Raw genomic sequence first — 26,477 nt, 5'->3', positions numbered from 1 at the left:
CCGCAGGTAACTTACCCGTGGTAACTTACCGCCGGTAACACCTACCGGGAGGGCATCGATGATCGAGACCGTGGACGTGGCCATCGTCGGCAGCGGGTTCGCCGGCCTCGGGGCGGCCGCCCGACTGGCCGGGGCCGGGCGCGACAGCTTCGTCGTGCTGGAGAAGGGTGACAGCGTCGGCGGCACCTGGCGCGACAACACCTATCCCGGGTGTGCCTGCGACGTCCAGAGCCACCTGTACTCGTTCTCCTTCGCCCCCAACCCGGACTGGACGCGCACCTTCGCCCGCCAGCCCGAGATCCGCGCCTACCTGGAGTCGATCACCGACCGGTACGGCCTGCGCGAGCGCATCCGCTTCGGCCGCGAGATCACCGGGTTGGAGTGGGACGGCACCCGCTGGACGGTGACCAGCGCGGACGGCGACGTCGTGCACGCGCGCGCCGTCGTGTGGGGCACCGGGCCGCTGCACCTGCCCTCGCTGCCCGACATCGCGGGCCTCGACGAGTTCACCGGCACCGTCTTCCACTCCTCGCGCTGGGACCACGACCACGACCTGCGCGGCCGCCGCGTCGCCGTCATCGGCACCGGGGCGAGCTCGATCCAGTTCGTGCCGCAGATCCAGCCGGAGGTGGCGTCGCTGACACTGTTCCAGCGCACCGCGCCCTGGGTGCTGCCCAAGCCCGACCGCGAGATCCCGGGTGCGCTCCGTGCGCTCTACAGGCTCGTGCCCGCCGTGCAGAAGCTCCAGCGCGCGCTGATCTACGGGCGCAACGAGATGCTCGTCGGCGGCTTCCTCAACCCGGCCCGGATGAAGGTCGTCGAGGGCTTCGCGCGCGCCTATCTGGACCGCAAGTTCGCCGACCGGCCCGACCTCAAGGCCAAGGTCACCCCGGACTTCACCATCGGCTGCAAGCGCATCCTGATGTCCAACGACTACTACTCCGCCCTCAAGCGCGACAACGTCGACGTCGTCACCGAGAAGGTCGTGCGCGTCACGGAGACCGGCGTCGTGACCGCCGACGGCATCTCCCACGAGGTCGACACGATCATCTTCGGCACCGGCTTCCGCGTCGGCGAGGGCATGGGGGAGGTGACGGTCACCGGCCGCGACGGCGTCAAGCTGCACGACGTATGGGCCGACGGCCCCGAGGCGCTGCTGGGCACCACCGTCGCCGGGTTCCCCAACCTGTTCCTCATGATCGGTCCCAACACCGGGCTGGGGCACAGCTCGATGGTCTACATGATCGAGTCGCAGACCAGCTTCATCCTCGACGCCCTGCGCCTGCTCGACACCAGCGGCGCGCGCGCCCTCGACACCCGCCGGGACCGCCAGGACGCGTTCAACGCCGACGTCCAGAAGCGGCTGGAGGGGTCGGTGTGGACCTCGGGCGGGTGCCAGTCCTGGTACCTCGACGAGAACGGCCGCAACCGCACGCTGTGGCCCGGGTACACGTTCGACTACCGCCGCCGTACCCGCGCGGTGAACCCGGCCGATCACGAGCTGGTTCACTGACGGGCGTGTTCGCCTACTCCCTGCCGATGACCACGCGCTTCCGCGGGATCACGGTGCGGGAGGGGCTGCTGATCGAGGGCCCCGCCGGGTGGGGCGACTTCTGCCCGTTCCCCGAGTACGACGACGCGGAGGCCCGGCACTGGTACGACGCGGCCTTCGAAGCGGCGGATCTGGGCTGGCCGGAGCCGGTCCGCGACGCGGTTCCCGTGAACGCGATCGTGCCGGCGGTGTCGCCGTCCGCCGCACACGCGCTGGTCGTGGCGTCGGGATGTGGCACGGCGAAGGTCAAGGTCGCCGACGCGCCCGGGTCGCTGCCCGACGACCTCGCCCGGGTCGAGGCGGTGCGCGACGCGCTGGGTCCGGGCGGGCACGTGCGGGTCGACGCCAACGGCCGCTGGGACGTCGACGGGGCCGTGGCGGCGATCCGGGCGCTGGACCGGGCGGCGGGTGGCCTGCAGTACGTCGAGCAGCCGTGCCCGTCGGTGCCGGAGCTGGCGGCGGTGCGGCGGCGGGTGGACACGGCGATCGCGGCGGACGAGTCGATCCGCCGCGCCGAGGACCCGCTGGCCGTCGCGGTGGCCGGTGCCGCGGACGTCGCCGTGCTCAAGTGCGCGCCGCTGGGCGGGGTGCGTCGGGCGCTGGCCGTCGCGCAGGCGTGCGGGCTGCCGTGCGTGGTGTCCTCGGCGCTGGAGTCGGGGGTGGGGTTGGCCGCGGAGATCGCGCTGGCCGGGGCGTTGCCGTCGCTGGAGTTCGCCTGCGGGCTGGGCACGGGGTCGCTGCTGGCGGCCGACGTCGTCGGTGCACCGCAGCGTCCTGTCGACGGCATGCTGGCCGTCCCCCGCCGCGCGCCCGACCCGGCCGCTCGTCACGCGGTGCCCGCCGACCCCGAGCGCACGCGGTGGTGGCTGCAGCGTCTCGCCCGGGTGCGGCTCCTGCGCTGACGGTCCTGTGCCCGACGTACCCCTGCGCACCGGTGGAGCCCGGCTCGCGGATCACCGTGGCGCGTCCGCTGGTGGACGTGGCGAACGAAGATCGCCCGGTTCGGGACATGGCCTGCGCATCCGCAGCTCATGTCCCGAACCGGCTGATCATGTGGACCGACCGACGCGCGGGGGGCCTGCGGCCGGGCCTAGCGTGGCCGCATGGCGGTGGTCGTGGTGGGGGCGGGGATCGCGGGGATCGCGTGTGCCCGGGAGCTGGCCGGGTCCGGGGTGCCGGTGCGGGTGCTGGAGCGGGCCCGGGCGGTCGGCGGGCGGATGGCCAGCAGGCGGCTGCACGGGCGCCCGGTCGACCTGGGCGCCGCCTACTTCACCGCGCGCGACCCGGAGTTCCGCGCCGTTGTGCGGGGTTGGCAGGACGCGGGCCTGGCGCGGGAGTGGACCTCCGAGCTCGCCGTGCTCGGCGGCGACGGCGGGCGCGCCGCCGGTCCGGTCCGCTACGCCGCGCCCGGCGGGCTGCGCAGCCTGGTCGCCGCGCTGGCCGAGGGCCTGGACGTGCGGCTGGAGCACGAGGTGCGCCGCGTCGGACCCGGGCCCGTCGTCGACGGTGAGCGGGCCGACGCCGTCGTGCTCGCGATGCCCGAACCGCAGTCCGCACGGCTGCGGGGGTTGCCGATGCCCGTGCCGGGCTGGTCGCCGGTGATCGCGGTGGCGGCGGGCTGGTCGCGGCGGCGGTGGCCCGATCTGCCCGCGGCCTTCGTCAACGACCACCCGGTGCTCACCCTCGTCGCCGACGACGGCGCGCGCCGCGGGGACGGCGCACCCGTGCTGGTGGCGCACACGACCGCCGAGGTGGCCCGTGCGCACGACGCGCACCCGGAGGGGGCGGTCTCGCCCTCCCTCGACGCGCTGCGCGAACTGCTCGGCATCGACGCGGAGCCCGAGTGGACCTACGCCCACCGGTGGCGCTACGCGAGCCCCGGCCGGCCGCGCGAGGAGCCCTTCCATCTCGGCGCCGACGGCATCGGGGAGGCGGGCGACGGCTGGGGGAGCCCCCGGGTGGAGACGGCGTGGCGCTCGGGGACCCTGCTGGGCCGCGAGCTCGCCGCCACGTTGCAGTGAGGCCACGCCACGGCGACCCCACCGGAACCGGCCCCGCCGCCGCGGACCGGACGTCGGTGACCGCCGGCCTGCGCCGCCGTGCCGGGGCCGCAGTGCGGCCACCCCGCTGCTGCCGGACCGCGGTGGGGCCACCCCGGCAACCGCGCGGCGGCCGCAGCGCCTCGGTGCGCGGACCCGACGATCCGGTCCGGCCGACCGGGTGGGTGGACGCGACCTGCGATTCCGGTCCGGGACCCGCGTCTCCGCCCTCCCGCGGCGGCCCTGGGTGCGGGTGCCATCCGGTGTCCGCGCCGCCCCGTCGGTGCCCGAGCGGCCCGCCGCGACGTGGGTCGTGCTGGCCCGCGCCGATGCCGCGGATTAGCGTCGGGGGATGACGGCCTCCCGCTCGCACCTGCCCGCCGCGCTGGAGGCCGCGGTGCCGCGCAGGCACCTGCTCACCGACACCGACACCGTGGCCCCCTACCTGCACGACGAGGCCGAGTGGGCGCCGTACGGCCGGGCGGTCGCGGTCGCGCGGCCGGGCACCACCGCGGAGGTGGCCGCGGTCGTCACCGCGTGCGCGCAGCACCGGATCCCGGTGGTCACCCGCGGGGCGGGCACCGGGCTCTCCGGCGGCGCGAACGCCGTCGACGGTTGCGTGGTCCTGTCCACCGAGCGGATGCGCGACATCGTCGAGATCGACCCCGCGGAACGCCTGGCCGTCGTCCAGCCCGGCGTCGTCAACGACGAGCTGCGCGCGGCCGCGGCGAAGGAGGGGCTCTGGTACCCGCCGGACCCGGCGAGCGCGCCGTGGTCGACCATCGGCGGCAACGTCGCCACGAACGCGGGCGGGCTGTGCTGCGTCAAGTACGGGGTCACGCGCGACTACGTGCTCGCGCTGGAGGTCGTCCTCGCGAGCGGTGAGGTGGTGCGCCTGGGGCGGCGCACCGCGAAGGGTGTGGTCGGCTACGACCTGGCGGGGCTGATGGTCGGCTCGGAGGGCACCCTCGGCGTCGTCACCGAGGTGACGGTCAAGCTGCGGCCGGCCCGGACCACCGCCCCGCGCACCGTGGTCGGGTTCTTCGACTCGCTCGCCGCCGCCGGGGACGCGGTCTCGCGGGTGACGGCCGCGGGCCTGCAGCCGGCGATCTTCGAGCTCGTCGACCGGGTCTGCCTGCAGGCCGTCAACGACTGGAAGCGGGCCGGGCTGCCCACGGGCGCGGCCGCGCTGCTGCTCGCCCAGACCGACCTGCCCGAGCCCGCGGCGCAGTACGAGGCCGAGTCGATCCACGCCGAGTTCGTGGCCGCGGGGGCGAGTGAGGCGATGCTGTCCACCGACCCGGTCGAGGCCGAGGCGCTGTTCGACGCCCGCCGCCTCGCCTACCCGGCGCTGGAGCAGCGCGGGATGGCGATGCTCACCGAGGACGTCTGCCTGCCACGGGGCCGCATCGCCGAGATGCTCGCCCGGATCGAGGAGATCGGGGCGCGGCACGACACGCCGATCGCCACCGTCGCCCACGCGGGCGACGGCAACCTGCACCCGCTGATGCTCACCCCGCACGGCGACGACGCCGCCCGCATCCGCGCGCAGGCCGCCTTCGACGACATCGTGAACGCCGCACTGGACCTGGGCGGCACCGTCACCGGCGAGCACGGCGTCGGCCTGCTCAAGCGCGACGGTGCCCTGCGCGAGCTCGGCCCGGCCGTGGTCGCGATGCACCGCGCGGTGAAGCGGGCGCTCGACCCGCACGGCCTCCTCAACCCCGGCAAGGTGATCGCCTGACGCGCCCCGCACGGGCGCGGCCCACCGCCACGGGTCCCGCCTACGGGCACGGGCGTCGCCCGTTCGCCGCAGCGCCGCGGGCCGTGGAGCCGCGGTCCGGCGCGACGCGTCCGGCGCGTGTGCGGGAACGGGCATCACGGCGTACCCGTGCGTGGGCCTCGCCGCTCCGTCGCGCGGCGGTCCCGCCCCGCGCGTGCTCGGGCCGCCCCTGTCGGCGCCGCCCGACCGATCCTGCCCAGCCCGCACTGTCTGCCCGCCCGACCGATCCGGCCCGCTCTGCCTGCCCAGCCGGCTCTGCCTGCCCAGCCCGTCTGCCTTGCCCAGCCCGTTCCGTCTGCCCGACCCGCCTGCCTGCCCGCCCGACCCGCCCCCACCCCGAGAGGACGCTCGTTGAGCCTGCTGCTCCCGGCCCTGCTGGACCCGTCCGACCACCCCGCGCTGCGCGCGGGCGGGCGCACCCTGACCTACCGCGACCTGCTCGCCGTCGCCACCGCGCACGCCGAGCGGATCCGGACGCTGGACCGCGTCGCCGTGCACGCGGCGCCCGGGCCGCACACCGCGGTGGCCGTCGTGTCCGCGCTGCTCGCGGGCGTCCCGGCCGTGCCGCTCAACCCGAAGCTGGGGGAGCGGGAGCTGGCTCACGTCGTCGGGGACGCGAAGCCGGCCGCAGTGCTCGCCGCGCCGGGGGTGGAGCTGGGGGCCGTGGCCGGGCGGGTCGGCCGGATCGACATCGATCTCGATGCCCGCAGCGCCGCCCCGCTGCCCGCCGAACACGCCGCGGCGGCTACCGCGCTGATCGTCTACACCTCCGGCACCACCGGCCCGCCGAAGGGCGCGGTGCTCTCCCGCGGTGCGATCGCGGCCAACCTCGACGCGCTCGCCGACGCCTGGGCCTGGACCGGCGGCGACGTGCTGGCCCACGCGCTCCCGCTGTTCCACGTGCACGGCCTGGTCCTGGGCGTGCTCGGCCCGCTGCGCCGCGGCGGCACCCTGCACCACCTCCCCGCGCTCGACGCCGCCGGCCTCGCCGCGGCCGTCGACGGCGGGGCGACGATGGTGTTCGGCGTGCCCACCCAGTACCACCGCCTCGCCGACCAGCTCGACACGGACCCGGCGGCGGCGCGGACGATCGGTCGGGCACGGCTGCTCGTCTCCGGCTCCGCGGCCCTCACCGCCGTCGACCACGAGCGGATCCAGCGGGCCACCGGCCTGGCGGTCCGCGAGCGCTATGGACTCACCGAGTCGCTGATCCTCACCGCGGCCCGCGCCGACGAGGAGCCCGAGCCGGGCACGGTCGGCAGGCCGCTGGCGGGCACCGAGGTGCGGCTGGTCCCCGTCGACGGCGATCCCGATCTCGGCACGGTCGAGGCCCGGGGCCCCGGCCTGTTCGACGGCTACCTCGACCGCCCCGACGCCACCGCGGCGACCCGCACCCCCGACGGCTGGTTCGCCACCGGCGACATCGGCCGCTGGACCCCCTCGGGCGCGCTCGCCCTCGTCGGGCGCAAGGCCATCGACCTGATCAAGTCCGGCGGCTACAAGATCGGCGCCGGTGAGATCGAGAACGCGCTGCTGGAACACCCGGGCGTGGCCGAGGCGGCGGTGTTCGGCACGCCCGACGACGACCTCGGCGAGCGCGTCGTGGCGGTCGTCGTCGCGGCAGGGGAGCGGCCCGCGGCGCAGGAGCTGATCGACCACGTCGCGACGCTGCTCAGCCCGCACAAGCGTCCCCGGGACGTGCGGTTCGTCGACGTGTTGCCGCGCAACGACATGGGCAAGGTGCTGAAGTCCCGCTTGCGCGGCGGTTGATCGACGGCGTCTTCGGGCACCCCGGGGCATGCCGGAGACGACCGCACAGCACCGGACCCCCCCGCACTACCGCGGCGGCGCCGCGACCGGGGCGCCGCGGCTGGCCGGGCTGCCGGGCGTGCACCGTGCGGAGCAGCTGCCGGTCGAGGTCCACGAGACCGAGCGCTACGACACCGACGACCTCCGGCTGGCCCTGGCCGGCATCACCCTGTCCCGCCACCACGCCGACGGGGCGGTGCAGTGGCAGCTCGACCTCCCCGACGGCGAGGACCGCGAGCGGCTCCGGATCCCCGCCGGCACCGCGCAACCGCCCGAGGAGATCGACGCTCTGGTCCGCGGCGCGGCCCGGGACCGCACGGTGCGCCCGGTGGGCCACGCCCGCACCACACGCACCGTCATCCGGTTGCGTGACCAGCGTGATCGCCTGCTGGCCGAGGTGGTGCACGACGCGGTGTCGGTGGCGACGCTCGGGAGCTGCACGGAGGTGCGGTCCTGGACCGAGGCCGCCGTCCTTCCCCTCGACGCCCCCGCCGAGCTGCTGTCCGAGCTCGCGACCCGGCTCGCCGACGACGGCCTGCGCCCGGCGGCACCGGCCACCGCAGCCGAGCTCGACCGGCTGCTGCATCCCGCGCCGCCGCACCGCCGGACCGGGCCGAAGGGGACGGCCGGGGCGGAGCTGATGCGCTACCTCGCCACCCATGTGGACCGGCTCGCGGCCGCCGATCTGAGCGTGCGCCGCGACGAACCCGACGCCGTGCACCGGATGCGGGTGGCGGCCCGCCGGCTGCGCAGCGCGCTGCGCGCCTACCGCCCGCTGCTCGACCGGGAGTGCACCGACCCGATCGTCGACGGCCTGCGCACCCTCGGGCGCGAGCTGGCCCCTGCCCGCGACGCCGAGGTGCTGCGCGAGCGGATCGCCACCGGCCTGGCCGACCTGCCAGCGCAGCTGCGGCTCGGCCCGGCCGAGGCGATGGCCACGCGGCACTTCGCCCGCACCGAGGCCGAGGCCCGTGCCGCCGTGCTCACCGAGCTGGACGGCGACCGGTACGCGCAGCTGCGCACCGCGCTGGACGCCCTGCTGGAGGACCCGCCGCTGACCGGGCGCGCCGCTCGTCCGGCCCGGCGCGAGCTGCCGGCGGTCGCCGCACGCAGCGCGCGCCGTCTGGAGCGGGCGATGGCCAGGGCCACGGACCCGGGCACCCCGGCGGCCGACCGCGACGCCGCCGTCCACGCCGCCCGCAAGGCCGGAAAGCGGCTGCGCTACGCCACGGAGGTGGCCCGTCCCGCCGTCGGCAGGCCCGCGAAGCGCTTCGCCGCGGGGCTCAAGGGCTTCCAGTCGGCACTGGGCGAGCACCAGGACACCGTCGTGGCGCGGGAGGCGCTGCGCGAGCTGGGAGCGGCGACGACCGGGGCCGGGGAGAACGGGTTCAGCTTCGGCGTGCTGCTCGGCCGGGACCTCGCCCGCGCGGCGGAGATCGAGCGTGAGCTCCCCGCACTCTGGTCCTCGGCCTGGCGGCGCAAGCGCCGCCGCTGGCTCCGCTGACCGGCTGCGACCTGCCCGACTCCCGCGAGTCGGGGTTTCCGTGTGCGCGAGTCGGGCTCTGAGTGCGCGCGAGTCGGGCCCTGGGTGCGCGCGAGTCGGGCCCTGGGTGCGCGCGAGTCGGGCCCTGGGTGCGCGCGAGTCGGGTGCTCGGTGTGTGCGAGTCGGCGCATCCGGCCAGCGGGTCGTGACCTGGACGTGCGCGAGCCGGACCGGGTGTCGGTGGCAGGATCGGCGTCGTGAACGCCGTCCGCGATCCCGTAGCCGACCTCCGTCGGGCTGCATTCCTGCTGGAGCGTGCGCACGAGTCCACCTACCGGGTGCGCGCGTTCCGCACCGCCGCGGCCGTGCTCGGCCGTCGCGACCTCGACGAGCTGGCGCAGCTCGCCCGCACCGGCGAGCTGGTGCGACTGCGCGGCGTCGGGGAGGTGACGGCGCGATGCGTCACCGAGTCGCTGGCCGGGGCCGTCCCCGAGTACCTGCAGCGGCTCGAGGCGGTGGAGCGCCCGGAGCCCGACCCGCCCGCGGCGGCCCTGCGTACCGCGTTGCTGGGTGACTGCCACAGCCACACCGATGCCTCCGACGGGGGCTCGCCGCTGCGCGAGATGGCCGAGACTGCGCGCGAGCTGGGCCACTCCTATCTGGTCGTCACCGACCACTCGCCGCGCCTCACCGTCGCCAACGGGCTGTCTCCGGAGCGCCTGCGGGCCCAGCTGGAGCAGATCGCCGAGCTCAACGCCGAGCTCGACGGCTTCCGCGTGCTCACCGGTATCGAGGTCGACATCCTCGACGACGGCGCACTCGACCAGGACCCCGCCCTGCTCGACGCGCTCGACCTGGTCGTGGCCAGCGTGCATTCCAAGCTGCGCATGCCGCGCGCGGAGATGACCGAGCGGATGCTCACCGCGATCGCGAATCCGCTGGTGGACGTGCTCGGGCACTGCACCGGGCGGATGGTGACGGGCAGCCGCAAGCGGCCCGAGTCGCAGTTCGACGCCCACGCCGTGTTCGCTGCCTGCGCCGAGTACGACGTCGCCGTGGAGATCAACTCGCGACCCGAACGGCTCGACCCGCCCACCCGCCTGCTGCGCCAGGCGGTCGCCGCCGGGTGCTCGTTCACCATCGACACCGATGCCCACGCGCCCGGCCAGCTCGACTGGCTCGGCAACGGCTGCGAGCGCGCCGCCGCCTGCGAGGTACCGCCCGAACGCATCCTCAACACCTGGACGGCGGAGCAGCTCCTCGACCGCACCCGAGGCTGACCGCCGACACCGACCCGCCGCCGTGGAGGGGCCGCCGAACGTCCGAGCCGCGGCGCGCGCAGGGAGGCCCCGACTCGGGCGCAGGGAGGCCCCGACTCGGGCGCAGGGAGGCCCCGACTCGGGCGCACGGAGGCCCCGACTCGGGCGCACGGAGGCCCCGACTCGCGCGCACCGGGGCCCGGCTCCGGGGTTGGATGTGACGCAACGCGACGCGCCGCACCGTTCGGGGGCCACCCGAGAGGGTGGTCCGACTCGCCAGCGACACCCGTCGCGGTCGATGATCAGGGGGTCATCGAGCAGGGGTGGCTGGCGGGTGGGGCGGCGGCGAATGGATCTGGGGCGTCGCCGCTCCACTCGTCCACCTCAGGCGTGCAGCTCCGCGGCGGTCGGCGGGTCGGCCCCGCGGCGCGAGCAGGTGATGGCCGCGGCGCGGGCGGCCTCGTCGAGCAGCGCGTCGAGCGTCGGCCCGTCGACGGTCCGCAGCGCGTCACGCCGGGCCGCGCCGAGCAGCCCGCGCGCGTGCAGGCCGGCGAGCAGGGCCGCGGAGAACGTGTCGCCGGCACCGACCGTGTCGATCACCGTGACCGGCACCCCCGGCCGTCGCGTGCGCAACCCGGTCGTGGTCCCGGCCAGCACCCCCTCACCGCCCAGGGTCACCGCGACCATCCCCGGGCCGCGCCCGAGCCAGTCCTCGAGCACGGACTCCGGCCCGGCGCCCGGGCACAGCCACTCCAGGTCCTCCGAGCTGACCTTGACGACGTCGACCACCCCCAGCAGCTCGTGCACCCCGGCCAGTACGCCCGCGGGGTCGCCCATCAGCAGCGGACGGCAGTTCGGGTCGTAGCTGACGGTGGCGGTCGTCGTGGCCCTGGCCAGCAACGCACGCAGCTCGGCGGCGCCCGGCGGCGTCGTCAGAGCCAGGGAGCCGGAGTGCACTGCGACCACCGGGCCGTCGAGGGCGCCGCGGAGCTCGTCGCCGGTCCACTGCCAGTCGGCCGTGCCGTCGACGCGGAAGTCGTAGCTCGGCACGCCCTGCTCGTCCACGGTGACCAGTGCCATGGACGTCTGCTCCGCGGCCCGCACGGCGTGGTCGAGCGCGACACCGTTGGCTTCCAGGTGGGCGCGCACACGACGGCCGAGCGGATCGTCGGCGATCCGGGCGAGCAGCCGCGTAGGCACGTCCAGCCGAGCCAGCCCGACCGCGACGTTGGCCGGGCTCCCGCCCGGGGCGATCTCCAGGTACCCGCCGACCGGGGCGGGGACGAGATCGACGAGCGCCTCGCCCGCAACGGCGACGATGCCGGCCTCTGCTTCAGCGCTGATGATCACTCCTCGGGCGACGAGTGGGACCCTCGTCGCAACCTATCGGACGAGAGTCCCACTCGTCGGGGTGCGTCAGCCGCGGACGTCGGTGTCCAGGTTCGTCAGGACCTCGTCGTAGATCCGGCGCAGGCCCTTCGGGGCGAACGTGCGCTCGAAGAACCCGCCGATCCCGCTCGCACCGTTCCAGGTGGAGGTGACGGTGACGGTGCTGCGGTCGGCGCCTGCGGGCCGCACCTGCCAGGTGGTGACCATCGAGGAGTTCGCGTCGCGCTCCACCAGCGTGCCGTCGACCGGCACGTCGACATCGACGAGCTGGTCGCGCACCCGCTTCTCGGTGGCGGCGAGCTTCCAGTGCACCCGGCTGCCCGCGCCCTGCCCGCCCGCGTCGACGCGATACTCGCTGAAGCGATCGGTCAGGATGCGCGGGCGCACCGACTCGTAGTCCGCCAGCGCCGCCGCGACCCGGTCGGCGGGGGCGTCGATCGTGCGCTCGGCCGAAGCCGTCACCTGTGCCATGCCGGCCATCCTGCCACCGCCGGGGGCCGGGGCCCGGCCACGGGTTCCCGCGGGTCAGTGCTCGTCCGCCCCTCACGCGGCGTCGGTCAGGAGGCGCCGGTCACGGGGCGCCCGTCGCGGGGCGCGAGGGGTTCCTGCCGGGCCCGCCCCGTTTCCGCGCGCGGAAACGCGTCTCGCGCGCCGCCGGCGGCGCGCGGGTCGCGGGGGGGCGCGCGAGACGCGGGTGGGCGCGCGAGACGGGCCGTGCGACGTGCCGGGGCTGTGCGGAGCGCCGGCGAGCGCGGGTCGGGAGAGGCGGCGGTCCGGTCGCTCGCTACGCCGTGGTGCCCGCGTCCGCGTCCTCCCATCCGGCCTGGACCTGGCTCGCGTTGGTCAGCTGCTTGCCGATCTCGATCCGCTCGCCGACCCGCAGGACGCTCGCGGCGTCGAGGGCCTCGTCGCCCCAGCCGCGCAGGTGGGGCACCGCCGCCCGCGCGCGCAGCGCCGTCTCGCGCATCGCGTCGGCGAGCTGCCCGGCGGTGCCCCCGGCCGCGGACAGGGCGTCGAGGAGCCGGGAGATCCGGCGCGCGAAGTCGCTCGCCAGATCCAGCGCGCGGAACACGATCTGCACCGTGCCGGCCGCGAGCGACCCGCCGACCGTGAGGAACGCGAGCGCCCCGTACCAGAACACGATCTGGACGACGAGCCACACGAACTCCACGATCTGGTCGCGGATCAGCGACCGCACCGTGCCGACCCCGGCCCCGGTGGTCAGCAGCAGCGCCGCGATCGCCTCCGCGTTGCGCGCGGTGTCGTCCAGCCGCGCGGCGAACGCGGCCACCGCGGAGCCGTAGGCGGCGCTGCCGTCGCCCTCCCATCCCTCCACCCCTCCGGCGGTCTCCGCGCGGTACGCCGAGGCGACGGCGCCGAGCTGCTCGGCCACCTGTTGCCAGGTCTGTGCCTGCGCGGTGATCTGGGTCGGGTCGCCCGCGAGCGCGTCGAGCGGCTCGTGCAGCCACCAGACGTGCTCGATGAGCCAGCCGATCGCCGCCGTCGCGAGGCCGTCGAGGGGGTTCATGACGGCGTCGAGGCTGTCGAGGCCGGCACCGGCGGTCGCGAACGCGATGTGGAGCGGGTCGGGATGGTCCGAGGCCCAGGCCGCGTTCATGTCGGCGATGCTGGAGACCGCACCGGCGCCCTCCCAGCTGTCGAGGGGCTGCGCGTCCTCGTGCTCGGCCTCGACGATCAGCGAGTCGGTGGTGGGCTCGCTCATCGGGGACCGCCGAGCAGGTCGGTGTTGGCCCGTTCGGTGGCCGTGTAGACCTCCCGGGTGCGGCGCAGCCGCTCACCGAAACCCGACGCCGCCTCGGTGAGTACGCCGACGGAATCGGCCGCCAGCGTGACGGCGAGCGTGGCCGGCACGGCGAAGGCCTGCCCGACGACGCCGTAGGCCAGGTGGTCGAGCGGGCGCCCGGCCTCGCCGGCCCGCCGCATCGGCTCGACGACCGCGCGGTCGACGAAGGCCAGGTGCCCGTCCAGTCCGGTGAACCGGAACCCGGCGGTCACGGCGCGGTGCTCTCGGCGGCCGGCAGGTGCGACCGCAGCACCCGCATGGCCTCGCTGTCGCGGCCGACCAGCGGTTCCAGTGCCTCGGTCGCGCGCCGGGCCGCGTCACCCTGCGCCTGGGCCACGGCCGCGACGACCGCGGCGCCGAGCTGGGTGCGCGAGAGACCCTCGCTGCGCTCGTCGAACACCACCCTCCGCAGCACGCCCCCCGGTCCGGCGGTGACGGTGACCGCCCCGTCCGCGCTCGTCGCCGTCGCCTCGACCCCGGCCAGCTCGGCCTGCACGCGGTGCGCCCTCGCCCGGATGTCCTGCAGCCGCTGCTGGTAGCCGTCCAGCCACTCTCGTCCGTCCATGGGCGCGCACGGTACGAGCCGAGCCGCGGACCCGTGGCCGTATCGAGAAAATTGCGCCGCGTAGCGTCGGAAGCCGTGATCGACGATCGGGCGCAGGCCCTGGCCTACGTGGTCCGCGGCGACCTGGTGGAGTCGGTGCACCGCGGCCACCTCGTCGCGCTCGGCGCCGACGGCGCGCTCGTGGCCCGGTGCGGCGACGCCGAGGTGACCTGCTACCCGCGGTCCTCTCTCAAGCCCGTCCAGGCCGTGGCGATGCTGCGCGCGGGCCTCGACCTCGACGGCGAGCTGCTCGCGCTGGCCTGCGCCAGCCACTCCGGCGAGCTCCGCCACCTCGACGGCGTGCGTCGCATCCTCGCCGGCGCCGGACGCACCGAGGACGACCTCGCCAACACCGCCGACCACCCGCTGGGTGACGACGCCGCCGCGGCCTGGCGGGCCGCGGGCCACGCCCCGTCGCCGCTGGCACAGAACTGCTCGGGCAAGCACGCCGCGATGATCGCCACCTGTGTCGCGGCCGGCTGGCCCGTCGACGGCTACCCCGACCCGGGCCATCCGCTGCAGAAGGCGATCCGCGAGGCCGTCGCCGAGCTCACCGGCGACGGTCGTCCCGTCCATGTCACCGTCGACGGCTGCGGCGCCCCGCTGTACTCCTGCACCGTCGCCGGGTTGGCCCGCGCCTTCGCCACGATCGCCACCGCTGCCCCGGGCACGCCGGAGCACCGGGTCGCGGCGGCGATGGCCGCGCACCCGGAGTGGGTCGGTGGCACCGGGCGCACGGCGTCGGTGCTGATGGCCGGGATTCCCGGGCTGGTGTGCAAGGACGGCGCCGAAGGGGTGTGCGCGGCGGCGCTGCCGGACGGGCGGGCCGTGGCGGTGAAGGTGCTCGACGGGTCGATGCGCCCGATCCCCGTCGTCGTCACGGCGGCGCTGCGCGTGTTGGGCGTCGACGTCCCGCACCAGCTCGGGGTGGTGCCCGTGCGCGGCGGCGGCCGGCCCGTCGGCACGGTGGAGGCGGTCCTCCCGACCTGACCCGGCCGCCCGCGGCGGTGGTGAGCGGTGGCGCCGGATGCCGAGCCGTCCGGGCGTCGCGAACCATGATTGATGGTCCGGAACCGGTGGGCCCGGACCCGCGGTGGTTCCGCACCGGCGATCACCGCCGTGGCCGTGGCCGTGGCCGTGGCCGTGGCCGGGTGCCGGGACCCGGGTGCCGGGGCCCGGGTGCCGGGGTCGGGTGCGGGGGTCGGGGCCGGGGCCAGGTGCCGGGCCCGTGATCAGCGTTGTGGAACACCGAGCAGCGCCCGCACCGGCTCCCGGTTCCGATCCGGCGATCATGCGAGTGCGGGCCGGCGGCGCGACGCCGTCGGTGGTTCACCGCCGGCTCCCGTCTCGATCCGCGGCGACTGTGCACCCGGCACCACGACTCTGCGGTGCTCCCCCCGCGACGCCACATCCCCGGCGATCACCGCTCGGACAGTGCGGCGGTCCGCCACGACGTCGCCGGGCCCCGGCGCGCGGGCGCTCGGGAGCGCGTGATCTGCTGGCTCCATGAGTCGGCTCCTGCTCCCCACCGCCGCCCTGCTCGTCGCCGTGCTCGCCGGGTGCGGATCCACGGAGGTCACCCCCGCCGCGCCCACCGAGGTGGCGGACGCGCCGAGCGCCGCAGCCGGCCCGCCCGGCGGCATCCCGGCACTGTCGGGCGACCCGGCCGACCTCACCCAGCCGACCCAGGCCGCCGCGGGCACCGGCAGCCCGCCCACCGAGCTGCTCGTCGAGGACGTGGTGGTCGGCACCGGCACGCCGGCGACCGAGGCCGACTCGGTGGACGTCCGCTACACCGGCACCCTGTACTCGGACGGCTCGGTGTTCGACAGCTCGTGGGAGCGCGGCGACGCGCCGATCAACTTCCCGCTGAACCAGGTCGTCCCCGGCTTCACCCAGGGCATCGTCGGCATGGCGCCCGGCGGGCGCCGCGTCATCGTCATGCCGCCCGAGCTGGCCTACGGCAGCCAGGCCCGCCCGGGTCTGCCGGCGAACTCGACCCTGGTCTTCGTGGTGGACCTCGTCGGCATCAGCTGACCCCGGCCCGCGGCAGCACGTCGCTCAGCTCGTAGCGGTACACCGCGGCGACCGGGGCGCGCAGCCCGCCGTCGATGCGGTCGGGCCCCGCATCGGGCAGCCCGAGCCCGCGCGAGCGGGTGCCCGCGCCCCGGTGCCAACGCCGGCAGCAGGCCCGTGTCCCAGCCGGCGATCACGACCCGGCGCGGGAGGTGAACCGGCGCAGCCGCAGGCTGTTGCCCACCACGAACACCGAGCTGAACGCCATCGCCGCACCGGCGATCATGGGGTTGAGCAGGCCGGCCGCCGCCAGCGGGAGCGCGGCGACGTTGTAGGCGAACGCCCAGAACAGGTTGCCCTGGATCGTGCGCAGCGTGCGGCGGGAGAGCCGGATCGCGTCGGCGGCGGCCCGCAGGTCGCCGCGCACCAGCGTGATGTCGCTCGCCTCGATCGCGACGTCGGTGCCGGTGCCCATCGCGAGTCCGAGGTCGGCCTGCGCCAGCGCCGCCGCGTCGTTGACGCCGTCGCCCACCATGGCCACCACACGACCCTCGTCCTGCAACCGCTTCACCTCGTCGACCTTGTCGGCCGGCAGCACCTCGGCGATCACGCGGTCGATGCCCACCTCCGCGGCGACGGCGTGCGCGGCGGCGGAGTTGTCGCCGGTCAGCAGCACCGGGGTGAGCCCGAGTGCGCGGAGCTGGGCGACCGCCCGCGCCGAGGTCGGCTTCACCGTGTCGGCGACGACGAGCACCGCCCGCAGGGCCCCGTCCCAGCTGACCGCGACCGCGGTCCGTCCGGCCGCGTGCGCCTGCTCGACCGCCGCGGCGAGATCGCCGGTCAGGGCGTGCCGCGACACCCGCTCCACGACCACCGAGCGCCCCTCGACCGTGCCCCGCACGCCGAGGCCCTCGGTGTTCGCGAACCCGGTGACGGGCGGCAGCGGCCCGGGTGCCGCGCGCACGATCGCGGCCGCGATCGGGTGCTCCGACCCCGCCTCCACCGCCGCGGCCAGCCGCAGCGCGAGCTCGGGATCGTCGGCGTGCACCGCGGTCAGCGACATCGCCCCGGTGGTGACGGTGCCGGTCTTGTCCAGCACCACCGTGTCGACGCGGCGCGTGGACTCCAGCACCTCCGGGCCCTTGATCAGGATGCCGAGCTGAGCGCCGCGCCCGGTGCCGACGAGCAGCGCCGTGGGCGTGGCGAGTCCCAGCGCGCAGGGGCACGCGACGATCAGTACCGCCACGGCCGCGGTGAACGCGGTGGCCGCCCCGGCGCCGCTGCCGAGCCAGAAGCCCAGCGTGGCCGCGGCCAGCGCGATGACGATCGGCACGAACACCCCGGACACCCGGTCGGCCAGGCGCTGCACCGCCGCCTTGCCGCTCTGCGCGTCCTCGACGAGCTTCGCCATCTGCGCGAGCTGGGTGTCGGAGCCGATCCGGGTGGCGCGTACGACGAGCCGCCCGCCGGCGTTGACGGTGCCGCCGACGACGGCGTCATCCGGCCCGACCTCCACCGGCACCGGCTCCCCGGTCAGCATCGACGCGTCGACGGCCGAGCCGCCGTCCTCGACGACGCCGTCGGTGGCGATCTTCTCACCGGGACGCACCACGAAGCGGTCGCCCACGGTGAGCGCATCGGCCGCGATGCGCTCCTCGGCGCCGTCGCGCAGGACGGCGACCTCCTTGGCCCCCAGCTCCAGCAGCGCCCGCAGCGCCGCCCCGGCCCGCCGCTTGGAACGGGCCTCGAAGTACCGTCCGGCCAGCAGGAACGTGGTGACGCCGGTGGCGACCTCCAGGTAGATGTTCCCGGTCCCGTCGCCGCGGGTGACGGCCAGGGAGAACGGGTGCACCATCCCCGGCTCGCCCGCCGTGCCCCACACCAGCGCGTACACCGACCACGCGAACGCCGCGAGCACGCCCATCGAGACCAGCGTGTCCATGGTGGCCGCGCCGTGGCGCAGGTTCTGCGCGGCCGCCCGGTGGAACGGCCACGCGGCCCACACCACCACCGGCCCGGCGAGCACCAGGCAGATCCACTGCCAGTAGGTGAACTGCCACGCCGGCACCATCGACAGCGCGATGACCGGGACCGACAGCACGATGCTGGTGACCAGCCGCTCGCGCAGCGCGCGGGTGGGGTCGCCGTCCTCGACGGGGTCGGCGGGCAGCGCCGCGGTGTAGCCGGCCGCCTCCACCTGCGCCACGAGGGTCGCCGTGTCGACGCCCGTGGGGGCGCTCACCCGTGCCTTCTCGGTGGCGTAGTTGACGCTGGCGCGTACCCCGTCGAGCTTGTTGAGCTTGCGCTCGACGCGGTTGGCGCAGGAGGCACAGGTCATCCCGCCGATCACCAGTTCGACCTCGGTCGTCGTGGTCATGCGGCGATCCGGTAGCCCGCCTCCTCGACGGCGGCGCGGACCCGCGCGTCGTCGAGGGAGGTCTCGCTGCGGACGGTGACGGCCCCGGTGGGCAGGTCGACCACCACCGCCGTGACGCCGTGGATCTCGCTGATCTCCTCGGTGACCGAGGCGACACAGTGCTCGCAGGTCATGCCGGCCACGGTGTAGGTGTGCTCGTTCACAGGAGTGCCCTTCACGACCGCACGAGGCGCGCGATCGCGGCGCTGGCCTCGGCGACCTTGTCGTCCGCGTGCTGCCCGCCCTGCGCGACGGCCTGCATGACGCAGTGCTTGAGATGCTCGTCCAGCAGGCCCAGGGCCACGGCCTCCAGGGCCTTGGTGGCCGCCGCGACCTGGGTGAGCACGTCGATGCAGTACTTGTCCTCCTCGATCATCTTCGCGATGCCGCGGACCTGCCCCTCGATGCGGCGCATCCGCTTGAGGTAGGCGTCCTTGTCCTGCGCGTACCCGTTCATACCGTCACCATACTCTAGGGGGGTACGGTACGACGAGGCCGTAGGCCGCTGAGTTCAGCCTTCTCTGGATACAGCAACAGATGTACTGTCCGTCGGATGCAGACCGCCACCCACGGGCAGGTGCTGGCCCGATTCGGACACGCCCTGTCCGACCCCACCCGCGCCCGGCTGCTGCTGGCGCTGCGCGAGGCCTCCGCGTACCCCGCGCAGCTCGCCGAGCTGCTCGGGACCTCCCGGCAGAACCTGTCCAATCACCTCGCCTGCCTCCGCGGCTGTGGTCTGGTCGTCGCCGTCCCGGAGGGGCGACGGGTGCGCTACGAGCTGGCCGACCCCCGGCTCGATCACGCGCTCGGCGACCTGCTCGGCCTGATCGTCACCGGCGCCTGCGACGAGGAGTGCTGCCGGTGACCGCGTGCACGGCGGGATGCTGCGTACCCGTCGCCGACGCCCGCCGCCCGGTGCTCACCCGCCGCGTGCGGCTGCTCGTCGCCGCGACGATCACCTACAACCTCGTGGAGGCGGTCGTCGCGCTCACCGCGGGCACGATCGCGTCGTCGGCGGCGCTGATCGGGTTCGGGCTGGACTCGGTGATCGAGGTGGCGTCCGCGTCGGCGGTGGCCTGGCAGTTCTCCGGCCGCGACCCGCAGGCCCGGGAACGGGCCGCCCTGCGGGTGATCGCGGTGTCCTTCTTCGTGCTCGCCGGGTACGTCACCGTGGAGTCCGTGCGATCGCTGGCCGGTGCGGTGGAGGCCGCGCCGTCGCCGGTGGGGATGGTGCTGGCGACGCTGTCGCTGCTGGTCATGCCGGTGCTGGCGACGGCGCAGCGCCGGGCCGGTCGGGAGCTGGGCTCGGCCACCGCCGTCGCCGACTCGGGCCAGACGCTGCTGTGCACCTACCTCTCGGCGGTGCTGCTGGTCGGGCTGGCGCTCAACGCCCTGTTCGGCTGGAGCTGGGCCGACCCGGTCGCGGCCCTGGTGATCGCGGCCGTCGCCGTCAAGGAGGGGCGCGACGCCTGGCGGGGCGACCACTGCTGCTGACCGCGATCCGTCAGCGTTCGCGCGAGAGGTGGTGGGGGATGTCGTGCACGAGGTGCTCGGCGAACTGGCAGGCCTCGTCGACCAGCGCGACGAGATGGTCGCTGGCGAGGCGGTAGCGCATCCGGCGGCCGTCGCGGCGGACGTGGACCAGTCCGGCCAGTCGCAGCCGCCCGAGGTGCTGCGACACCGACGAGCGGGAGGCGGCGAGCTGCGCGGTGAGCGTGCCGACGTCCTGCTCCCCGGCCGCGAGCAGGTGCAGCAGGTGCAGCCGGGTGGGGTCGGCGAGGTGGCGCAGCACGTCGGCGGCGAGGTCGAGCTGATCGCCGGTGACCGGCTGTCGCCGGGGGTTCGCAGCAGCCATGTCGTTGTGCGCGCGCATGTTTGCATGATGGCCCTGAGCTGTGCATCCTGGCAACATGGAGCACGCCGGGCACGCACACGGCCACGGCCACGCGCACGGCCACGGCCACACCGGCCGGCGTGGCCTGCGCGGGCTGTTCCGCCCGCACAGCCACGACGCGGCCGACTCGGTCGACGCGGCGCTGGAGGCCAGCTCCGACGGCATCCGCGCGCTGAAGATCAGCCTGGTGGCGCTGGGCGTCACCGCGGTCCTGCAGCTGATCGTGGTGCTGTACTCGGGCTCCAGCGCGCTGCTCGCCGACACGATCCACAACTTCTCCGACGCGCTCACCGCGGTGCCGCTGTGGATCGCCTTCGTGCTCGGGCGGCGGGCGGCGTCGCGGCGCTACACCTACGGCTACGACCGCGCCGAGGACCTGGCCGGGGTGTTCATCGTCGCCATGATCGCGCTGTCGGCGGTGTTCGCCGGGGTCGAGTCGGTGCGCAAGCTGCTCGACCCCCAGCCGATCACCGGGGTCGGCTTCGTCCTCGCCGCGGGGATCATCGGGTTCGCCGGCAACGAGCTGGTGGCGGTCTACCGGATCCGGGTCGGGCGGCGGATCGGCTCCGCGGCGCTGGTCGCCGACGGGCTGCACGCCCGCACCGACGGCTTCACCTCGCTCGCCGTAGTCGGTGCGGCGCTCGGCGTCATGGCGGGCATCCCGCTGGCCGACCCGATCGTCGGGCTGCTGATCACCCTGGCGATCCTGGTCGTGCTGCGCGGGGCCGCCACCGACGTCTACCGCCGCCTGATGGACGCCGTCGACCCGGAGCTGGTCGACGCGGCCGAGGCCGTCCTGCGGGCCGAACCCGGCGTGCTCGACGTCGACGAGCTGCGCCTGCGTTGGACCGGGCATCGGATCCGTGCGGAGGCCGGCATCACCGTCGACCCCGGCCTGGGCGTCGTCGCGGCGCACGACATCGCCACCGCCGCCACCCACGCCCTGCTGCACGGGGTGCCGAAGCTGGTGACCGCCACCGTGCACGTCAGCCCCCACGGCCACGAGCACCACGACCTGCTCGCCCACCATCCGGCCGCGCTCGATCCCGGCGCGATCACCGCTTGATCCCCGTGCTCGCCAACCGAGCCACGGAGCCCGGTGCCCGTGGCTGTTCGCCTCGGGACTGCTCCGTGTGAGGGTCGCGGGTGCTCGTCGCGGCTCTCCTCAGGGGCCCCGGGCGGTGACCACGGCGAGCACCTCAAGCGCGATCGCGCCGAGCAGGATCGCGGCGGCCACGGCGATCACCAGGGCCATGAGCAGCTTCCGGATCGCGCGGCTGAGGATCGCGAGCAAGGCCACGACCATCAGCAACGGCAGTTCCGGCACGACGCTCAGCAATTCATCCACATCTCAGGCACGGCCCAGAATGTGCGCTTTGTGACGTGTCACTCCCCGGCTCGGAACGGCTTATCACCGGGTATGAATCAGCTGACCCGCCGGACATTTCTCGTTGCCACCGGAACGTTGCTCCTGAGCGCCTGCGGTGGCGGCCCGCCGCCGCGCGACGTGCGGGTCGTGGCGGTTCTGGCCGCCACCGACCGGCAGGCCCGTCCGGTCCTCGGCGACCGGGGTCGAGCCGTCCTGCGGACTGCCGTGGAGTCCGACCGTGGGAGCCTGACCGTTGTCGTCGCCGGTGCGCCGGAGCTGACGCGCACGCTCGACCTCGTCGTCCGACGTGAGCCGAGCGGTCAGGTGGAGAACGGACCGCGCCGTGCCGAGCTGATCGACGCGCGGCTCGCGGAGTCCGAGGCGGCGGTCACCGGTGCGGTGCCGGTGACGGGGGCTCCGGACCTGCTCGCGGGGATCGCGGTCGCCGCCCGCGGCACGCCGGGCACGCTGCTGGTCCTGGACTCGGGGATCACCACGACCGATCCGCTGGATCTGCGGCTCATCGGGTGGGAGGCAGATCCGGCCGAGATCGTCGAACGGCTCAGGACCGCCGACCTGTTGCCCGACCTGCGCGGGTGGGACGTCGTGCTGGTCGGCCTGGGCCGGGTCGCCGGCGGGCAGGCCGCACCGGGCACGGCGCAACTGCGCTGGCTGGAGCGGTTCTGGACGGCCGTATGCGCCGCAGCCGGTGCACGGAGCTGCGTCGTCGACCCGGTCCTGGAGCGGCCCGCGGATCCCGACCCGACGATCCGCAGCACCGCCCTGGTGCCGGTGCCGGTCGTCGCCACGGTCGCCGGGCCGGGCGGGGTGGTCGAGACGACGCTGCCGGACTCCCTGCTCGGCTTCGGCCCGGGTTCCGCCGACCTCGCGCCCGACGCCGCGGCAGCGCTCGCCCCCGTGATCGCGGCCTACCGGTCGGGGCCCTCCCGGGTGCTCGTGGCCGGGTTCGTCGCCCACTGGGGTTCCGAGTCGTACCGCGCGGAGCTGTCGCAGCGCCGCGCGGACGCCGTCGCCCGGCTGCTGGGGTCGCTGGGCGTCCCGGCCGCCGACCTCACGGCGCGGGGGAGGGGTGCCGCCGACGGACCGGCCGCGTCCACCACCGGCGGCCGGTTCGACGAGGCGAAGGTCGTGGCGAACGGGATCCGGCGGGTCGTCGTCACGGTCGAGCCCCGACGATGATCTGTCACAGGAACGGTTCCCGCGGGCGTAGAACAGGTATGGAGAACAGCAGCGAGAACGAATTCCCCCGGCCCCGGATGCACGCGGCGAATCGTATTCGGTGGCGCACCGGAACGTCCGGACGCCCGCTGACCCCGCGCCGCGGCGGATCGCTGGGAATGCTGGAACGGTCGGCGGGTCCGAGGGACGTTCCGGGCCCGTCGACGACCGACTCGGCTATCGCCGAGTCGGCCCGCGGCCGGGCACAGGATGTGCTCGGCCGCGCCGGTGGCCGTACGGCACGCAGCGCGCGTCGGACCGACCGGCTCGCCGCTGCTGCGGCGGCCGGCCGGGAGCGGGCGGCCGAGCTGCGGGCCGGGTTCCGCCGCGGCCCGGGCGGCGAGGTCCGGACGCCCGCGGTCGCCGACGCCCGTCAGGACGACCTGGTGAGAGCGGTCGAGAGCGAGCCCCGGCACCGCCGGGCGGGCCGCGGGCACCGTGTCGTGGCGCGGATACTGCCCTGGATCGACGCCCTGCTGTTCGGCTACTTCGTCGCCGGTGTCTCCAACGCCGACCTGACCCGCCCGTGGGCCACCCCCGTCGCGTCACTGGTCGCGCTGGCGTTCACGCTGTTCCTCGTCCTGACCGTTGCGGCGTTCACGCCGTGGCTGGGGCGCGAATTGCGCGACCAGCGGTCGCCGTCGGGACAGGTGCGGTTCGCCGACATCGGCCCGGTGACCAGCGGCCTGCTCGCGGTGTGGACGGTGCTGGTGCTCGCCATCGGCGTCACGATGTTCGTGCGGGTCCGCACCGAGGCGGGCTACGCAGGCGCCGAGCCCGCGGCCGCGATCACCGTCGCGGTGCTGCTCGCGCTGGCATCGGTGGCGATGACGGCCTACGTGCTGGGTGTCGCCATGAGCGACGGGAGCGCCGAGGCCGACGAGATGCGCGCGCTGGGCCGCACCCGGCGCCGTGTCGAGTCCCGCGCCCTGCGTCGGGAACGGCGGGCCGCCCGCCTGGACCGCCGTCGCCAGCGCGTCGTCCGGGCGGCCGACCGCCGTCGCGCCCGGTCGCTCGTCCGCGCGGGGGACGGGCTGGCGGCCGTCGACACCACCGTCGACCTGGCCCGGATGCGTTGCGGTGCCTCCGCCGACCGCCCGCGACCGGCCCCCCGCACCGTGGCCGATCTGGACCATCGGGAGATCGACACCGTCACTGCGCACCTCGCTGCTGCTCCGTTCGAGTGAACACCGCCTGTGGCTGTCCCAGCCGCAGGCGGTCCGCGCTTTCCTCCAGCAACCACTCGCGGAGGCGCCATGACCCGGCACGGCGAACCGGACGACCCCGACCGGCCCGACGACGACCTGGACCAGGTCGTGTCCGCCCCGGACGCGGACGAGCCGGACCTCGTCGAAACCGACCGGGATGGCGCGGACGCTCCGCCGACCGCGGCGGAGATCAAGGCGGCGTTCACCGCGACCTCGCCCGGCTGGGTTTATCTCGAGTCCCTGGCCGCGGACGAGTGGGCGTGGCTCAAGCGGATGGTGCGCAGCGTGGCCGGCCGCTACAACGTCGACCACGAGGACCTGCTCCAGGAACTGCAGCTGCGCCTGCGCCATTGCCACGTCCTCGACCAGGGCCGCAGCGCTGTGCGGTCCTGGTTGACGCAACGCGCGAAGTGGATGGCCCTGACGATGCTGCGGACGGGCCGCCGCCGGCCCGACACCTTCCCGCTCGACGACGTGTCGCCGGACCCACCGGCGCCGCAGGAGGTCGGCCTGGACCTCGACTGGACCGTCGAGCGGCTGCGAGCCCTCGGCCTGAGCCGCGACCAGGCGCAGAACGTCCTGCTCCTCGCCTGGGACATCGACATCTCCATGCAGGACTACGCCACCGCGATCGAGAGGACCTACGCCAAGGTCCGCAAGGACCGGTCGAGGGCGCTGGGCAAGATCAAGGACCTGTTCGACCTGACCGACGACGAGGAGGCCGCCCTCGTCGCCTACCGCCGGTTCGGCTCCACCGCGGCGGCCGCCATCCGCCTGAACCGTCCCGTCGAGACCGTCCGCCGCCTGGTCGCGGACGCCGAACAGAAGATCGATCGAGCGCTCGGCAGGCCCTCTGCCGTCGAGCCCTCCACCGGAGAGGAGGACGCCACCGATGTCCACTGACGAGCAGCCCGACGCGCTGCACACCGCGCTGGCGCGCCGCATCTGGCGCGCCGACCCCATCGTCCGACTGCATCACGACCCGGCTCGCGAGTCGCTGGTCGCGCAGGTCGTGTCCGCCCCGGCCGGTGTCGAGATCACCGTGTCCGAGCACCTGATCGTCGACCTCGACGGCGCCGACGCCGACGCTTTCCCGACCACGCTCTACCTCGGCGCCGTCCGGTCCCGGCCTGACAGCGCCGCCGTCGCACAGGCCCGGGAGATCCTCGGCGAGCAGGTGTGGGCCACCGCAGGCGCGATGATCGACGCCGGCCGCCACGACGTCCGGGACGTCGCGCTGGGCACCGACGACGCCCGCGCCCTCCTCGCCGCCTGGCACCGGCTCGCCGACCGGCTGCGGGAGCCCGCGATGATCGGCGTCGAGTTCAGCCCCGGCCGGCTCGTGGCGGTGCTCACCGACGCCCACGCCACCGTGCTCGACGAGGCGTACCTCGACCTGGACGGCAACGAGCCCGACGACGTCGTCGCCGGGGTGGCGGCGCTGGCCGACGAGCTGGCCGGACGGCACCGCGGAACTCCGGCCGAGACCTGCCCCATCGGCATCCAGCTGGGCGGGCCGGTGAACACCGAGCGTGGCTGGGTTGAGGTATACCGCAAGCCCCGGCGGGGTCACGACGACGAGTCGTGGATGGGAGTACGGCTCGGTGAGTTGGTCGAACGCCGGACCGGGCGGCAGGCGTGGATCGTCAACGACGCGGACGCCTTCGCCCGGTGGGAGGCGACGCGCGGACTCGGGCGTACGGAGCTGGTCGTCGTGCTCGTCGTGCGGGACGGTGTAGGGGCCAAGCTCGTCGACCACGGACAGGTACTTCCGTACCCGATGGAGATCGGAAACCTCATGGAGCTGGGCTCCGACGGGGCGCCTGCGCGGGCTCTGGAGGCGGCGTCCGGGATCAACTCCATCGTCGACAGGGTCAGTCGCGTCACCGGCGATGACATCGCCACCATCGGTGAGGCGGCGGACGCGGCCGAGCGCTCCGACGTGGCCCGGGCCGCCTTCACGTCGGCCGGAAAGGTCCTGGCCCGCGGCATCGCGGCGATACAGTCCGTATGCGGCGCGGATCGGGTCGTTCTCGTCGGCCCCCGAGCTCTCGTCGATCAGGAACGGCAGGCGGGACAGGCGTTCGTCAAGGCGGCTCGTCAGATCGAGGAACACCTCAAGTACGAGGGCCTGTGGGGGGCTTCGATCGTGTCGCGGCCGACGACCGGCACCTTCGGCGCCCGGGTGGTGGCGTGGGCTGCGCTGGCCAGGATGGGTAGTCGCATGCCGTCGCAGGGCCAGAGGCCGTAGCCGTGACGATGCCCACTATGGTCGGACCGGTGGAGGCGGAATCCCCGCGCGTTCCGGCCGTTGCGGCCGTTGCCGCTATCGGTATCGACGTCGGCGCGACCAAGGTCGTCGCCGGTCTCGTCGACGTGAACGGCGCAGTGGTGCGGCGCTGGCAACGCCGGCGCACGCCTGACTCCAGCAATGCGAGTCTGCAGGACGCGCTCGAAGGAGCGATGGACGCACTCGGCGACGCCCACCCCGACCACCCGGTCGGGGTGGGGGGGGCCGGCATCGTGCGGTACCCCGACGGGGAGGTGGAGTTCGCCGCCCACCACGGCCACAAAACTGTCAAGCAGGCCCCGCACCAGCACCAGGCAACGGGT

The 26,477-nt window shown here is 75.0% G+C and carries 27 protein-coding genes; 17 read left to right on the top strand and 10 right to left on the bottom strand.

Annotation, left to right across the window (positions count from 1 at the left end; genetic code table 11):
* Positions 1-58 precede the first annotated feature (58 nt).
* The 7 genes from Q1K26_RS11710 to Q1K26_RS11680 all read left to right on the top strand — a co-directional run bounded on the left by Q1K26_RS11710 (position 59) and on the right by Q1K26_RS11680 (position 9,946).
* A complete protein-coding gene (locus Q1K26_RS11710) occupies positions 59-1,513 on the top strand; it encodes an NAD(P)/FAD-dependent oxidoreductase (RefSeq protein WP_300010494.1) in 1,455 nt (484 codons plus the stop codon).
* Positions 1,514-1,518: 5 nt separating this feature from the next.
* On the top strand, positions 1,519-2,454 hold the full coding sequence (locus tag Q1K26_RS11705; RefSeq protein ID WP_300010491.1) for an o-succinylbenzoate synthase: 936 nt from the start codon (positions 1,519-1,521) through the stop codon (positions 2,452-2,454).
* Positions 2,455-2,655: 201 nt separating this feature from the next.
* On the top strand, positions 2,656-3,573 hold the full coding sequence (locus Q1K26_RS11700) for an FAD-dependent oxidoreductase (protein ID WP_300010488.1): 918 nt from the start codon (positions 2,656-2,658) through the stop codon (positions 3,571-3,573).
* Positions 3,574-3,943: 370 nt separating this feature from the next.
* Complete coding sequence (locus Q1K26_RS11695; RefSeq protein ID WP_300010485.1) at positions 3,944-5,335, top strand: FAD-linked oxidase C-terminal domain-containing protein; 1,392 nt, start codon at positions 3,944-3,946, stop codon at positions 5,333-5,335.
* 390 nt (positions 5,336-5,725) lie between these two features.
* Positions 5,726-7,144, top strand: a complete 1,419-nt coding sequence (locus Q1K26_RS11690) for an AMP-binding protein (RefSeq protein ID WP_300010482.1) — start codon at positions 5,726-5,728, stop codon at positions 7,142-7,144.
* Between the two features lie 28 nt (positions 7,145-7,172).
* Complete coding sequence (locus tag Q1K26_RS11685; RefSeq protein ID WP_300010479.1) at positions 7,173-8,687, top strand: CYTH and CHAD domain-containing protein; 1,515 nt, start codon at positions 7,173-7,175, stop codon at positions 8,685-8,687.
* A 236-nt stretch (positions 8,688-8,923) separates the two neighbouring features.
* Positions 8,924-9,946, top strand: a complete 1,023-nt coding sequence (locus Q1K26_RS11680) for a PHP domain-containing protein (protein ID WP_300010476.1) — start codon at positions 8,924-8,926, stop codon at positions 9,944-9,946.
* A 363-nt stretch (positions 9,947-10,309) separates the two neighbouring features.
* On the opposite strand, the gene Q1K26_RS11675 is transcribed toward Q1K26_RS11680, so the two are convergent.
* The 5 genes from Q1K26_RS11675 to Q1K26_RS11655 form a co-directional block, all read right to left on the bottom strand.
* Positions 10,310-11,275, bottom strand: coding sequence for a carbohydrate kinase (locus Q1K26_RS11675; RefSeq protein WP_300010473.1), 966 nt, complete (start codon positions 11,273-11,275; stop codon positions 10,310-10,312).
* Positions 11,276-11,341: 66 nt separating this feature from the next.
* Positions 11,342-11,785 carry an SRPBCC family protein gene (locus Q1K26_RS11670; protein ID WP_300010470.1) on the bottom strand — a complete coding sequence of 148 codons (444 nt, stop codon included), beginning with the start codon at positions 11,783-11,785 and terminating at the stop codon, positions 11,342-11,344.
* A gap of 313 nt (positions 11,786-12,098) precedes the next feature.
* Positions 12,099-13,037 (bottom strand): PPE domain-containing protein, encoded by a 939-nt coding sequence (locus Q1K26_RS11665; RefSeq protein ID WP_300010467.1) that lies wholly within the window; start codon positions 13,035-13,037, stop codon positions 12,099-12,101.
* Positions 13,034-13,330, bottom strand: coding sequence for a hypothetical protein (locus tag Q1K26_RS11660; protein WP_300010464.1), 297 nt, complete (start codon positions 13,328-13,330; stop codon positions 13,034-13,036). The genes Q1K26_RS11665 and Q1K26_RS11660 overlap by 4 nt, the downstream gene beginning before the upstream one ends.
* The gene (locus Q1K26_RS11655; RefSeq protein WP_300010461.1) at positions 13,327-13,683 is read right to left on the bottom strand and encodes a YbaB/EbfC family nucleoid-associated protein; all 357 of its coding nucleotides are present in this window, start codon (positions 13,681-13,683) and stop codon (positions 13,327-13,329) included. Before Q1K26_RS11655 ends, Q1K26_RS11660 begins: the two co-directional genes overlap by 4 nt.
* Positions 13,684-13,758: 75 nt before the next feature.
* Here Q1K26_RS11655 and Q1K26_RS11650 point away from each other — a divergent pair, with 75 nt between their 5' ends.
* Complete coding sequence (locus Q1K26_RS11650) at positions 13,759-14,712, top strand: asparaginase (protein WP_300010458.1); 954 nt, start codon at positions 13,759-13,761, stop codon at positions 14,710-14,712.
* A gap of 516 nt (positions 14,713-15,228) precedes the next feature.
* Entirely contained in the window at positions 15,229-15,759 is a 531-nt protein-coding gene (locus Q1K26_RS11645) for an FKBP-type peptidyl-prolyl cis-trans isomerase (RefSeq protein ID WP_300010455.1), read from the top strand.
* A gap of 172 nt (positions 15,760-15,931) precedes the next feature.
* On the opposite strand, the gene Q1K26_RS11640 is transcribed toward Q1K26_RS11645, so the two are convergent.
* Genes Q1K26_RS11640 through Q1K26_RS11630 form a run of 3 tightly spaced genes read right to left on the bottom strand, consistent with a single transcriptional unit; the run spans position 15,932 to position 18,611 of the window.
* On the bottom strand, positions 15,932-18,115 hold the full coding sequence (locus Q1K26_RS11640) for a heavy metal translocating P-type ATPase (protein ID WP_300010452.1): 2,184 nt from the start codon (positions 18,113-18,115) through the stop codon (positions 15,932-15,934).
* A complete protein-coding gene (locus tag Q1K26_RS11635; protein ID WP_300010448.1) occupies positions 18,112-18,318 on the bottom strand; it encodes a heavy-metal-associated domain-containing protein in 207 nt (68 codons plus the stop codon). Before Q1K26_RS11635 ends, Q1K26_RS11640 begins: the two co-directional genes overlap by 4 nt.
* 11 nt (positions 18,319-18,329) lie before the next feature.
* Positions 18,330-18,611, bottom strand: a complete 282-nt coding sequence (locus tag Q1K26_RS11630) for a metal-sensitive transcriptional regulator (RefSeq protein ID WP_300010445.1) — start codon at positions 18,609-18,611, stop codon at positions 18,330-18,332.
* A gap of 96 nt (positions 18,612-18,707) precedes the next feature.
* On the opposite strand from Q1K26_RS11630, the gene Q1K26_RS11625 reads away from it, so the two are divergent.
* Entirely contained in the window at positions 18,708-19,019 is a 312-nt protein-coding gene (locus tag Q1K26_RS11625) for a metalloregulator ArsR/SmtB family transcription factor (RefSeq protein WP_300010440.1), read from the top strand.
* A complete protein-coding gene (locus tag Q1K26_RS11620) occupies positions 19,016-19,648 on the top strand; it encodes a cation transporter (RefSeq protein WP_300010437.1) in 633 nt (210 codons plus the stop codon). Before Q1K26_RS11625 ends, Q1K26_RS11620 begins: the two co-directional genes overlap by 4 nt.
* Before the next feature lie 10 nt (positions 19,649-19,658).
* On the opposite strand, the gene Q1K26_RS11615 is transcribed toward Q1K26_RS11620, so the two are convergent.
* On the bottom strand, positions 19,659-20,027 hold the full coding sequence (locus tag Q1K26_RS11615) for a metalloregulator ArsR/SmtB family transcription factor (protein ID WP_363320467.1): 369 nt from the start codon (positions 20,025-20,027) through the stop codon (positions 19,659-19,661).
* 37 nt (positions 20,028-20,064) lie between these two features.
* Between Q1K26_RS11615 and Q1K26_RS11610 the strand changes: the two genes are divergently transcribed.
* Positions 20,065-21,114 carry a cation diffusion facilitator family transporter gene (locus Q1K26_RS11610; protein ID WP_300010434.1) on the top strand — a complete coding sequence of 350 codons (1,050 nt, stop codon included), beginning with the start codon at positions 20,065-20,067 and terminating at the stop codon, positions 21,112-21,114.
* A gap of 99 nt (positions 21,115-21,213) precedes the next feature.
* Here Q1K26_RS11610 and Q1K26_RS11605 read toward each other — a convergent pair whose 3' ends face one another.
* Positions 21,214-21,387: a hypothetical protein gene (locus Q1K26_RS11605; RefSeq protein WP_300010431.1), complete on the bottom strand. Its 174-nt coding sequence runs from the start codon at positions 21,385-21,387 to the stop codon at positions 21,214-21,216.
* 177 nt (positions 21,388-21,564) lie between these two features.
* Between Q1K26_RS11605 and Q1K26_RS11600 the strand changes: the two genes are divergently transcribed.
* The 5 genes from Q1K26_RS11600 to Q1K26_RS11580 all read left to right on the top strand — a co-directional run.
* Complete coding sequence (locus tag Q1K26_RS11600) at positions 21,565-22,617, top strand: OmpA family protein (RefSeq protein ID WP_300010428.1); 1,053 nt, start codon at positions 21,565-21,567, stop codon at positions 22,615-22,617.
* A 251-nt stretch (positions 22,618-22,868) separates the two neighbouring features.
* Entirely contained in the window at positions 22,869-23,843 is a 975-nt protein-coding gene (locus Q1K26_RS11595) for a hypothetical protein (RefSeq protein WP_300010425.1), read from the top strand.
* A 69-nt stretch (positions 23,844-23,912) separates the two neighbouring features.
* Complete coding sequence (locus tag Q1K26_RS11590; RefSeq protein ID WP_300010422.1) at positions 23,913-24,767, top strand: sigma factor; 855 nt, start codon at positions 23,913-23,915, stop codon at positions 24,765-24,767.
* Positions 24,757-26,115 carry an ROK family protein gene (locus tag Q1K26_RS11585; RefSeq protein WP_300010418.1) on the top strand — a complete coding sequence of 453 codons (1,359 nt, stop codon included), beginning with the start codon at positions 24,757-24,759 and terminating at the stop codon, positions 26,113-26,115. The genes Q1K26_RS11590 and Q1K26_RS11585 overlap by 11 nt, the downstream gene beginning before the upstream one ends.
* A gap of 29 nt (positions 26,116-26,144) precedes the next feature.
* Positions 26,145-26,477 (top strand): ROK family protein (locus Q1K26_RS11580; protein ID WP_300010415.1); only part of this gene is annotated, 333 nt, incomplete at its 3' end.

The organism is Pseudonocardia sp., from assembly GCF_029263155.1.
In the GTDB taxonomy this organism is placed as follows: Bacteria; Actinomycetota; Actinomycetes; order Mycobacteriales; family Pseudonocardiaceae; genus Pseudonocardia.
The sequence above is the reverse complement of the archived record's forward strand: the minus strand, read 5'-3'. Positions and strand labels throughout refer to the sequence as shown.